The following is a 12581-nucleotide window of genomic DNA, read 5'->3' on the forward strand; positions in this document are numbered from 1 at the left end:
AAAGTCTGATCGGAGGTTTCTAATGCTCGCGTAGCTATGCGGTTGGCATTTGCGTTAGCATCTCCAAAGAAGAACAGAAGACTTTACGCGGCGCTGTCCGATCAGAACTTTCCAAAAGAGATTTTTAATTTTACCCTTCTAATCTAAAATCTAAAATTAATTAAGCTTTATCTTAGAGTTCACTAATCCAAATTATAGCGTCTAGCAAATAGACAGCAGTTTAGTTTCACGAGTAAGTCAACTCGCTAACCAATAATTTACGGTTAACTAAGTGTATCAAGAATGTACAAGTATTATGATTTAAATAATTTTTCTCAATGTGTTTTTTAGATATAAGTTAGCAAAATAACTTTAATATATAGTTATGTTGTGAATCAGATAATTTTTTACTGAAATATTTAAGAAAAATAATTAATTTTCCGTCAAGATTTTTTTTCCTTCAATAAAATATTTATTAAAAATTTATTCTTCCAATACTGATTAAGAATTTATATGCATGAATTGATGAACATGAAAGGGGTAGTTGGCATAAGATTTTGCCAAGTAATCTTGTCATTTTTGGAAGAATAATTAAGTATGCTATTGCAGCTATAGGTGTAAAAACATTCCACATTTATCATAAATCTTCCAAATAAATATACTGTTTCGATATTAGAGGAGTTTGATAGTGGCTAAGACTAGTCTGAATCAAGAGCAACAGGTTACTACTTCAGTACAAAGCGTAAGTGGCATGAGACAACTATCTACTATTTTGCTTCGCCGACGCTTTCTCATCTTCGGGGTTTCCTGCGTAGTCATGTCAGCTGCTAGCCTCTTGGCTATTATTTCTAAACCTACTTACCAGAGCAATATGCAGATATTGGTGAGTGCCAATTTATCTGAAGGAGCAAAGTCAAATAAAATCCCAGTAGGGGCAAATACTCAGGTTACTGATTCCAATTCTCAAGTTGTTAATTCTACGACTCAGATGAGACTAATGCTGAGTTCTAAATTGCTCCAGAAAGCTGTAGATTTACTTCATTCTGATTATCCTGATATTACCTTAGAAGATATCAATGGTCAAAAACAACCGAGCAAAAAAACTCCTTTGAAAGTGACCCCAGAAGAAGGAGGCATAGGAGCTAATAAAGTTTTTAATCAAGTATTTGAAGTTTCTTTTAATGATGACGATCCGGTGAAAGCACAAAGAGTACTTCAAGCTTTACAGAAAGTTTATCAAAATTACAATAAACAGCAACAAAAAGAACGTCTGAATCAGGGGATGGCTTTTGTAAATGCTCGTCTACCTGAGATAAAAAAAGAGGTAAGTAAAGCCGAGAAAAATTTGGAACAGTTTCGCAAGAAACATAAATTACTCGATCCCGAAATCCAAAGTAAAATTCTGCTAGAATCTCTAGCAGGTATTCAACAACAGTTACAAACCACTCGTGCTAACCTTCAAGATGTCAACGCTCGCTACAGTAATTTAGAGCAACAAATCGCATCTTCGTCACAGCAGAATGCACTAATTTCTTCTCGTTTAAATAAGTCAAACCGCTACCAAGCATTATTAAGTGAAATTCAAAAGACTGAACTAGCATTAGCTAAGGAGCGGCTGCGTTATACAGAAGATTACCCATCGGTACAAAAACTAAAGCAGCAACGTCAAAGTCAACTGTCGCTATTAAGAAAAGAGGTGACAGAGATTACTACTAGCAGTAATGGAGAACCACTATTAAAAGGTCAAATGCTAGGAGTTGAGCCAAAGCTAGTAGACGAGTTAATTCTGGTACAAACAACTGTCTTAGGACTAACTGCTAATGAAAAGAATCTAGCTGAATCAGAACAAAGACTTCGCTCCGAACTAAACACATACCCAAGCTTAATAGCAGAATACAGCCGTCTGTTGCCAAAGGTAGAAACTAGCCGCAAAACCCTTGAGCAACTGCTCCAAACACAACAGTTTTTGGGGCTAAAAATTGCTCAGGAAGGATATAACTGGCAAGTTTTGGCAGAACCTAATCTGGGTACTTATATGGGAAACAACAGATTATTGTTTTTGTTTGGGGGAGCCGTAATTAGCCCAATTTTAGGTATCTTATTAGCGCTGATTTTAGAAAAGTTTAATGACGCTATTTATTCTGCGGGAGATTTAAATAAATTAACGAATTTACGTGTACTAGGGTCAGTACCAAAACTACCATTGCGTAATGTGAAAAAGCGGCGGCTGGGACTGCCTTGGAATGGGCAAAGAAGGTCTAATACTTCTGTAATAGAAGCCACAACTAAATTGCCTGTCCATGAAACCCTGGACATGATCTATCAAAATATTCAAATATTAAAATATCCTTTGCCTTTTAAGTCTCTGATGTTTACTTCAGCCTTACCAGGGGAAGGGAAGACAACCTTAGTATTAGGGCTTGTGGCTAGCGCTACCCGGATGCATCGACGAGTATTAGTTATTGATGCTAATTTGCACAATCCAAGCTTGCACAAAATCTTAGAACTATCCAATGACTGGGGACTATCTCTATTATTAGTTGATGAGACAACTACTGATTTTCAAGATTACATCCAGCCCATTCACCCTTCCATTGATATTTTGACTGCTGGGCCGGAACCAGAAGACACGGTAAAGTTGCTCAGTTCTCAACGGATGAAAGAACTAATAAAATTGTTTGAGCAAAGTTACGATCTAGTACTGATAGATGCTCCACCTATTTTGGGCACAGTTGATGCCAGGATTGTAGCCTCTTTTTGTAATGGTATTGTAATGGTAGAGCGCATGGGAAAAGTGACTAAAACTGAACTGACTCAAGCTATAGAAATTTTGAGTAAGTTGAATTTAATTGGGATTATCGCTAATGAAGTGAGTGATTCTCAAAAGGTATTGGCATCGTAGATTAAAGACGCAAGGGGACATTGGGCATTGGAGGTGTTGGAAAAAGGGGAAAGGGAAATTCCATCCCTTTACCCCACTTCTGCAAGAAGGTTGTAGCATTTTACTTCCGTCCAATCAACAAATAAGTTGTCATCTTCCCTTTGTCTTTAACTTCGATTTCGCCTTGTTTTTCAAATAAAAATTCATTACACAAGCACTTATAAGTATCTTCTGAAACCTGGATTTTGCCAGCAACACCTTGGGATTCTATGCAGCTAGCGATGTTTACCGTGTCTCCCCAGATATTAGTAAACTTTTTGAGGTCGATTACTCTCGCCGCTACAGAACCAGTATGGATGCCGATATGGGTGCTGAAATTTTGATTGTTATCAGTATTAAATAGAGCGATCGCAGTTTGCATATCCAGTGCCATAAGAGCGATCGCTTGAGCATGATCTGGGCGGCGTGTGTGCAAGCCACCAACCACCATATAAGCATCGTTAATGGTCTTAATTCTCTTTAAACCATGTTGTTGAGTGAGGCGATCGAAAGCTGATAAAATTGGGTTGAGTAAGTTTACTAGTTGAATTGCACTTATAGAAGCAGCAATTTCTTTCAAGCCGACGATATCTGCAAATAAAACTGTGACATCAACAAATTCTTCAGAAATACTGGCTGGTTCTTCTTTCAGTTCTTTAGAAATTGCGGCTGGCAAAATATTCAATAATAAGCGTTCAGTTTCTTCCTGCTGATGACGCAACGCTTTTTCTGCGGCTAGTCGCTGGGTTACATTGCGAAAAATGCCACGAGTCGCAACTGGATGACCTTCAACAAATTTACAATTAATGTTACCTTCTAAAAAAATTGTTTGACCATCTTTAGTAACGAATGCGGCTTTTACTTGCCCAAGCTTTTCTCCAGATAAGACGCGATAAAACCTTTGCAAACAGTGTTGTTTAAAGTCTGGATGTATAATATCGAAAAGATTCATATTCGCAATTTCAGCTTCGCTATATCCCAAAGTTTCTCGCCATGCACGATTGACATACAAAAAATGGCCAGATGGATTGACAGATTGAATCAAGTCATTAGCATTTTCAAATAAATCACGATATCGTTCTTCGCTTTCTACAAGAGCGTCTTCTGCTTGTTTGCGTTTGATAAATTGGGCAATTTGGCTACCTATAGAACCCATCATTTGTAATAAGTCTTTATCTTTTGGTAGTATGTCCCGATTAAAGAAAACCATCACTCCTAAGATTTCACTATCATCTAAGATCGGGAAGCCAAAAGCTGCATGTAACCCAGCCTCAGCAGCAGGTAGCGATCGCCTTTTATCTCCATCTTCTGTGATATCTTTAATCCATAAGGGCAAACGTCTGATCCAAATTCGACCAGGTAAGCCAATACCAGGTGTATAGGTAGTTTGCCAGGTAATTGCTTTAAACTCTCGGCCAGAAATTAATCGACTTGACCAAATTTCCACACACCTTAATACTGCATTCAGGCTGTCTCCTTGTACGGAAGTGCCAATATACTGGCTTGGTGTCCAAAGTTCGCCTAGATCCCATCCCAAGTTTTGACAAATCGACTGCAAAATTTGGGGAATTCCCTGTTTTACGTTTTGGGATTCTGATAATATGCGAGTGATAGCATACTGGGCACTTGTACGCTGTTCCCGTCGCTGCCAAGCAGTAATATCACGACCAATGTAGACAATATCTTCTAGTTCTTCTGTTTTTTTCGCAATTACCGAACAAGAAAAAGCAATCAACAGCTTCTCTCTATTTTTTGTTCGACAAACTACTTCTAAATTCTGTAAGTTTTGCTTCAAATACAAATGTTGATAAATAGCTTCTATTAATACTTGATCGTTATCAATTATCAGTGATATTGGTTGATTAATTAATTCTTCTTCTCGAAAACCAAATAACTCTTGAGCAGCACGATTAACTTTTTTTATTTTTCCTGTATTACTAGTTACTAATAAAGCATCTGCCATTGAAGTAATTACTTGTTCCATGTAATTCTCGCACGAGATTAAAGCAATTGATAGCAGATTAGTTTTCTTGGCTTGCTTTAATAACTTTTACTTTAAAACAAGCCTATCGGTAACATCTTCTATCAGGACTATTAATTTATTTTCCTACTGTGAACCGTTAACATATATATCATAATACATGGGGTTTCTTCTCTGAATTTCCTTCAATTGGTTCTAATTCAAACAGTTGTTTCTCCCCTATTAGTATAGTTTTCAGGATATCTTCAAGTCTTATCAACTAAGGTTTATTATTGAGCGCTGACTACGATCTGATTCCAGGCTTTGACTACTGTCTGTAAATTTTTGGGCAGGTTATTTTGAGAAATATCGTTGTATCGAACCGTACCCTCTTGGCTGGTGAGAGTGTAGGTGATATAGTCAGCAGCACCACTGGGGGCTGGGTAACTCAAATTCTGAAATTTACTAAACTTAAAACGTTCTAGCGATCGCACAAATTGTTGTACCTGTTGCGCAGAAACGCGGCGAACACTACGTTCAGAATCATTGGCATCACCAATCCGCACGCGAATCAGTCGTCCATCTTTAAGTAAAACAGTCTCGTAGGTTCTCCCAGTAAAACCACCACTGGAGATTTGCCGAAATACTATATCCCGATCTAAGGGTGGTGGTAACTCGCTGGCTGGAATTTGCACAGGGGACAGTGTACTGTTGCTAGCTTTTTCATTTAGCCTAACTGCGGAACCTGTTTGATTGGTATGATAAACCAAGGTTTGGTCAACCGCGCCGACAACTACCCGCCAGCCACTATCTATAGCCTCAGTACAGTTTTCATCAGGGCGTGGTAGGCTCAAACAACCATTACTCCAAGTTTGCTGTTCAGCCTGAATGATAGTTAGCTGAGAAATTGGCTGTTGCAAACGTTTGGAGGCAGCTTGCAAAACAGCGTTTTTCACAGATGGGGGTAACTTAGCTGGCAGATTGTCTGAGGGATTTTTTGCCGAAGCCAAACGTAGCGATCGCCCATTGTTATTGGTATGATAAATCCAGTTTTCTTTGCCATCAGATACCACAATTCGCCAACCCGGAATTAATGCTTGGCTACAGAATTCATCAGGTTGAGGTAGTTCTAAGCAACCATTGCGCCAAGTCTGTTGATTATAATCAATAATTTGCAACTGTCTGGTTAAAATTCCTTGTCTGCGGGCTAAATCTCGCAGTACCGCTTTAGCTACTGGACGTGGCAAGCGGTTTAGTTTAATATTGTCTTTGATAACTTCATTGCTTGTTTCTAGTGATAAGTTTGCAGAAGCACCCGTAGCATTTTGCACAACTGTTAAACCACTAGCAACAGACAAAATCCCAGTCAAAATCAAAGCAGTTAAAATTCGCCTTTGATTGTTGTTTAAGTACTTTTTCAACATATTTTTCTTAAAAATGTAATGATCTTAGCCAAGAGTTACATAGCTTAGAAATGGAAGCATCCCAAATGTGTAAAAACATATTTTGTCATTGCGAACGCTCCATTCGCAATGACTAGTTCTAATTGGTAAATTTGCAAAATTGGGATGCTCCCTTAGAAATAGAATTTAATCACTAATAGATATTAAAGAAGAATTCATGAGTCAGAATTAAAATGCTCTTTACGAGACGCTGTGCGTAACCTGCTTCTCCAAAGGAGTATGCAGACTCGCTAACGGTGCGCTATCCACCATTTGTACAGAATACTCTTCTTGCATTCTGACTTCTGACTCCTGAATTCTGTTTCTATAAAGTATAGAATTCCATAACTTCGCCAGTTGGAATTACTTTATGATCTGTTTTTGAAACATATATAAAGACAGACGTTAACAAACTGATTGTTTGTTCCTTATACAAATTTTTTATGCAGATGCAGTCAATCAAAATGCCCTGTAACCTTGCGACAATCAATTAATAACTTAGAAGCTAAGGCTTCATTAAAGACTTCCAAATAAAAAAATATCGCATTGCTTTGAGGGTAGCAGGAGGAAAAATCGTTTTGAGTCAAGAAATTGGATGATTTATTTTTTGGAGTTCTCTTAAAGACAATCCACACAGTTGTCTTAGAAAATAGATTGTAAGCAAAGTATTGCAACAGTTTTTGCTTCACTTTGGTATGGTAAGGGAAGGCTCTATAAAATTAATTTTAAAAAGAATGCTACTGCTCGGCTCAACTTAAAGTATCCAAGATTTTAAAAGTCATCTTAGGCAATATTAGGCGCTGATAGCTTGTTGTTCAGATTCAACTAACTGACTATTAGGTAGATCAAATCTAATAGTAGTAGCTGCCCAGTCTTTGAAATCGGGTGCTAGCCAGACTAGCTTGCGAAGGATTTCATCATTTACCCACAACACCAAGGGAAACCGAAACTGCTTCCGAAACTCATCTCGCATGATATTGGTACTGATGATTAGTTGGTTAATTGCTACCACAGATTCTAACCCCCGTACCATCAAAGCTTCAGGCTGAGTAGTATCAATTTCAGTTGTAATGGCTGTATACAATTTCTCAGCCGCAGGTGAGAGAAAAACTTCGTGGATATCTGCTGATGAAAATTCTGTTAGCAAATTCAGCACTTGCTGCTGCCTTTGAACACAGTTACAACACGCTAATAACAGTGAGAACTGTCCACCAGAAACCATCATCGCTCTTGCCAACCTCTTGGTGGCTGCTATGCTGCCAACTGTGCTATTTTCCGAATTACTTAAACTGATCATTAAAAAATCCTACTTTTGATTTTAAAGAATGGTTTAGCAATATTCAGTGATTCTACCCTATTAATTTTTATTCAAAGGTGTTAAACGGGTAACTTTGATGACCTTTTTCTCTGTAATACTAGGTATTATATGACAAATAATCATAAAATGTATTATCTCATATTTACAATCAAAGGATAATGTAAAGTTTTTGTCAACACAATGGAAGTAAAAGAGTGCAGGTAAAAAATTAGCAATTGAATTATCACTATATTTTTATAAATTTTCGTATCTGCTCCCAATTAAGTAATTGTTTTCAAAAATGCGGTTAAAAAAATGCTCAGTAAAAGTCTAACAGTAAAGACTAGGAAGTGGGAAAAAAAGTTATGGCAGTGTTAAATTGTGCTTGTAATCGCACCACTTCACTAAATAGCTGATACAAATATATAGGTAAGGACATACAGTACAAATGTACCTATGCAAAGCTGATTCATTGTGTTAGATAGATTTTTGAAAATGTTATTAGACACGGGTTTCTTTGGATTAAGCTTCTCTTATTGTCGTCGTTGCGCGTAGCAGGCTTTAAGAGCAGCGGTATGAGTGACGCGCTCCTTACCTCGTTATAGTTTTGCTTTACGTTAATATCACTCACCTATAAGGCTGATTTACCGCGTCATCGTGTCTTCTCACCCAGCCAGTTTGAGACGGTTATTAACAATTCTTAATTAATTGTTGAGTGCCCGGTAGTGAAATGATATCAGCCTAAGATGCAAAAATCTTTGTCCATTAAAGCTAACTCATTCTTTTGATAGAACTTGAGATAGAAGATGTCGTTCCGTTAGTCAGAGGACAGGGAATATTTAGCTTTCTAAGATTAGTTCAGAAGATTTGAACATAACACCAAGTTTGGAATTTAATCCATTGTTTGAGGTGGATAGCGAAGAAAAAACGTGTGTAAATAATAATTAATTTTTTTAATTTTTTGGAAACCAATTCAGGATGTTACACCATGCTATTCAAAGATCGGAGGTTTGCAGGTCAAGTTTTGGCTAGGGAGTTAGACGCTTATGCTAACCGCCCAGATGTTGTGGTATTGGGGCTACCAAGGGGTGGCGTACCCGTTGCCTTTGAAGTTGCCAAAGCTTTAAATGCTCCCTTAGATATTTTGGTAGTACGTAAATTGGGTGTACCTGAGCAAAAAGAATTAGCTATGGGAGCGATCGCTTCTGGTAGTGTGCGGATAGTCAATGAATATATTATCAGTCTGATGAAGATATCCGATGAAGTAATTGCCAGGGTTGCACTGCAAGAAGAACGGGAGTTAGAGCGGCGGGAACGGCTTTATCGGGCAAATCGCCCCTTAAGAGATTTACAAGGACGCACTGTTATTTTGGTAGATGATGGTTTAGCCACGGGTGCAACTATGTGGGCTGCTGTTGCGCCTGTGCGAAAACAGCAACCGGCTCAGATTGTGATTGCTGTGCCTGTCGCTGCCCTTGAAAGTTGCCAAAAGTTAGAAACTCAGGTAGACAAAATTGTTTATGTCTCGACACCCAGCCCTTTCAATAGCGTTGGCCTTTGGTACGAAGATTTTCCTCAAACTACGGATGAAGAAGTGCGCGACTTACTCGCCAAAGCATTAGAGGCACAAAACTTTGCGCCCCTACCCCAGTGAGAACCGCTACATACAGCAGATTTCAGGAAAAGTGAAGTAGAGTCTCAAAGCCAGCTATAAAGCAATACAGTTCAGTTAAGTATTTCTTTCTTTCCTTCTTTCTTCTCTTTGCGTCCTTTGCGTCCTTGGCGGTTCGTTCAAAAAATTGACTTGACAAAGGTTTTAGCGTTAACTGAACCATATTGAGCTATAAAGCGTGTTTTATTCCTGTTAGCATAGCGAGACATAGCCCATTCTGGGCGTTGCTGAATTCAGGTATGAAAATGATTTTGTGTGATTTCAAAACCCTTGTAGAGACGTTGCAATGCAACGTCTCTACACCAAGATTCATATATCTAATCAGCAACGCCCCATTCTGAATTCTGAATTCTGACTCCTGAATTCTCCTAATTCATTACTTTTTCTGTGCTAGCTTTTGACTAACTAACTCACCCGCCAAATGTATTGCCGCTTTCATACTCGTAGCATCAGCAATTCCTTTACCTGCAATATCAAATGCTGTTCCGTGATCTGGTGAAGTCCGAACGAAAGGAAGACCAATAGAAGTATTAACTGCCCGATCGAATGCCATCAGCTTCACAGGAATTAAGCCTTGGTCGTGATAAAGTGCCAAGTAGCCATCAGCTGGATTTTGTACTAAAGAATTTCCATACCAAGCTTGACCAGGTTTAACCCACATCGTATCTGGCGGTATCGGCCCATCTAAGTGCAATTGTGGGCGTTTTTGCCTTTCTTCCTCCAACCAGGGAATTAACCAATCCTGTTCTTCATGTCCTAATTGTCCCTGTTCGCCACTGTGGGGATTTAAACCTGCGATCGCAATTCTCCCATTTTCTATCCCAAAATCTCTTTCCAAACATTCCACCAGCAAATCTAGTTTTTGTGTTAACAACTGCGGTGTCAACGTATCAGCTACTTGACGCAGGGGTATATGTGTGGTAGCTAATAAAGTGCGGAGTATCCAACCAGTATGAGGCGATCGCGCCACAAATAACATCCCAAAACGGTCAACACCTGACTTTTGCGCCAAAAGTTCCGTTTGCCCTGGATAATTATATCCTGCGGCTTTCCAAGCAGATTTAGCGATCGGCCCTGTGACAATAGCATCAAATTTACCAGCCAGTGTTTGTGCGATCGCATATTCCATATACGCAAAACTAGCCGCACCACTAGCCGCATTACCTATTCCGGGGATAATTTGACCTTTAATTTCCCCATCCAACTGCACATCAGTAACTGACAACTCGTCTGGATTTGCCAAAGCTGCTAAATTCTCGATTAAATTCAGTTTGTGATAAATTTGTGCCAGCAAATCCCGGTTTCCCACCACTGTAATCTCATATTTTTGACTAATTTCCGAATCTGTTAAAGCTTTCAAAATCACCTCTGGCCCAATCCCCGCCGGATCACCCAGCGTCAGCGCCAAATGCGGACGATTTTCTTTGCCAAAATTGATTAAATTACTTTGATAATTTTGATACATAAAATCTCTTCATAATTATTATTATCAAATTTTCTCAATTTACCCATCTCTCCCTGCTTCAACAGTAGGGATTGCCCCCCAAACCAGTAGGGATAACCTGCTAAACTAGTTTAAAATTATTTACACAGGTCTAATCCTACAGCAACTATTGAAAAGCTTCTGGTAGACCTAGTTTACACACCACTTTGCATAAGGAGAATCACACTAATGGGCGGCGAAATTTTGAATGCAGCTCTATTGTCTTTCGGTTTAATCTTCGTAGGCTGGGGCTTAGGCGCGTTGTTACTGAAAATTCAGGGCACAGAAGAATAATTGAGTACTGAGTCCTTAGTACTGAGTTAAGAGTTATTATTCTCCCCACTCTCTAGTACAGACGCGATTAATCGCGTCTCTCCCCATTCCCTGTTTGAGCGAAATTAAAAAAAGCTTGTCCGTTAACCGGACAGTGATTCTGTCATAAGTCTATCCAAATAAATAGATTTTCTGAGAAAATATGTAAAGTTTTGTTTGCATAGGTTATTCTGATAACATTCTTTTCATAAAACATTAAAATTTATTACAACCCTCATGACATTATTAATCGTCGGTGCCACTGGCACCTTAGGAAGACAAGTGGCTCGTCGTGCAATCGATGAAGGGTATAAAGTACGCTGTCTTGTCCGCAGCAGTAAAAAAGCAGCTTTTCTCAAAGAATGGGGTGCAGAACTCGTCCCCGGAAATTTACGTTACCCCGATACCCTAGCGGAAGCATTAGAGGGTGTAACCCAACTTATTGATGCGTCAACATCTCGCCCTACAGATTCACTGAGCATCAAACAAGTGGACTGGGAAGGCAAAGTAGCATTGATTCAAGCAGCAAAAGCAGCGGGTGTAGAGCGTTTTATCTTCTTTTCGATTTTAGATGCTGATAAATACCCAGAAGTGCCGCTAATGGAAATTAAGCGATGTACAGAACTCTTCTTGGCTGAGTCAGGCCTGAATTATACCATCTTGCGGCTAGCTGGTTTTATGCAAGGGTTAATCGGTCAGTATGGGATTCCTATTTTAGAAGGACAACCAGTTTGGGTAACAGGTAATTCTTCTCCTATCGCCTATATGGACACTCAGGACATTGCTAAGTTTGCAATCCGTGCATTGAGTGTGCCCGAAACGGAAAACAAAGCTTTTCCTGTAGTTGGTACTCGTGCATGGAGTGCAGAAGAAATTATCAACCTGTGCGAACGCTTATCTGGAAAAGATGCCAGAGTAACGCGGATGCCAATAACCTTACTGCGTGCTGTACGGGGCATAATGCGATTCTTTCAGTGGGGATGGAACGTAGCAGACAGGCTGGCGTTTACAGAAGTATTGGCTAGTGGTAAACAGTTAAATGCTTCAATGGATGATGTATATACAGTGTTTGGTTTAGATCAGCAACAAACCACAACCCTAGAAAGCTATCTACAAGAGTACTTCAGCCGAATAATGAAGAAGCTTAAAGAGGTAGACTACCAGAAAAATAAAAATAAAAAGCAGAAACCTAAAAAAACTCCTTTTAAACAGTCTTCAAAAGCCAACAGTCAATAGTTATTACAAAACAGACATTAGTCGTAAAATTCTAGACTCTAGATTAATGACTAAATGACCAAAAATGTGTAAGGATTACCGAAAATTTAGGTAAAAGCCCCGTCCTTCTAGGACGGCTTTAATTTTCTAAATTTGTCTTGAAAGTTTCCGGTGATTGGTATACTAAAACAATATCACAGGTAGAATAACCGCTAGCACAAATGGATAACCAACCCCAATACGACTGGCTAGGAAATAATAATGGTTAGTGGGCGGCGAAAACCACGATAAACATAGCTGG

Annotated in this window: 8 protein-coding genes; 4 read left to right on the top strand and 4 right to left on the bottom strand. The window is 39.0% G+C overall.

The genetic code is table 11. The features are described from left to right. The first annotated feature begins 667 nt into the window (after positions 1-667). Positions 668-2881: a GumC family protein gene (locus ANSO36C_RS02665; protein ID WP_251958272.1), complete on the top strand. Its 2214-nt coding sequence runs from the start codon at positions 668-670 to the stop codon at positions 2879-2881. A 100-nt stretch (positions 2882-2981) separates the two neighbouring features. Here the strand turns inward: ANSO36C_RS02665 and ANSO36C_RS02670 are convergent, their stop codons facing one another. The 3 genes from ANSO36C_RS02670 to ANSO36C_RS02680 form a co-directional block, all read right to left on the bottom strand. Continuing rightward, positions 2982-4883 carry an adenylate/guanylate cyclase domain-containing protein gene (locus tag ANSO36C_RS02670; RefSeq protein WP_251958273.1) on the bottom strand — a complete coding sequence of 634 codons (1902 nt, stop codon included), beginning with the start codon at positions 4881-4883 and terminating at the stop codon, positions 2982-2984. A gap of 266 nt (positions 4884-5149) precedes the next feature. Next, complete coding sequence (locus tag ANSO36C_RS02675) at positions 5150-6283, bottom strand: hypothetical protein (protein ID WP_251958274.1); 1134 nt, start codon at positions 6281-6283, stop codon at positions 5150-5152. 811 nt (positions 6284-7094) lie between these two features. Beyond that, positions 7095-7598: a hypothetical protein gene (locus tag ANSO36C_RS02680; RefSeq protein ID WP_251958275.1), complete on the bottom strand. Its 504-nt coding sequence runs from the start codon at positions 7596-7598 to the stop codon at positions 7095-7097. Positions 7599-8586: 988 nt separating this feature from the next. On the opposite strand from ANSO36C_RS02680, the gene ANSO36C_RS02685 reads away from it, so the two are divergent. Beyond that, positions 8587-9252: a phosphoribosyltransferase gene (locus ANSO36C_RS02685; protein ID WP_251958276.1), complete on the top strand. Its 666-nt coding sequence runs from the start codon at positions 8587-8589 to the stop codon at positions 9250-9252. Between the two features lie 394 nt (positions 9253-9646). Here ANSO36C_RS02685 and pdxA read toward each other — a convergent pair whose 3' ends face one another. After that, a complete protein-coding gene (gene pdxA, locus ANSO36C_RS02690; protein WP_251958277.1) occupies positions 9647-10735 on the bottom strand; it encodes a 4-hydroxythreonine-4-phosphate dehydrogenase PdxA in 1089 nt (362 codons plus the stop codon). A 207-nt stretch (positions 10736-10942) separates the two neighbouring features. On the opposite strand from pdxA, the gene petM reads away from it, so the two are divergent. Together petM and ANSO36C_RS02700 are read left to right on the top strand one after the other, a co-directional pair. After that, positions 10943-11047 (top strand): cytochrome b6-f complex subunit PetM, encoded by a 105-nt coding sequence (gene petM, locus ANSO36C_RS02695; RefSeq protein WP_094344256.1) that lies wholly within the window; start codon positions 10943-10945, stop codon positions 11045-11047. A 255-nt stretch (positions 11048-11302) separates the two neighbouring features. Beyond that, complete coding sequence (locus tag ANSO36C_RS02700; RefSeq protein WP_251958278.1) at positions 11303-12301, top strand: SDR family oxidoreductase; 999 nt, start codon at positions 11303-11305, stop codon at positions 12299-12301. The last annotated feature ends 280 nt before the right edge of the window (positions 12302-12581 follow it).

It is taken from the genome of Nostoc cf. commune SO-36 (assembly GCF_023734775.1).
Taxonomy (GTDB): domain Bacteria; phylum Cyanobacteriota; class Cyanobacteriia; order Cyanobacteriales; family Nostocaceae; genus Nostoc; species Nostoc commune_A.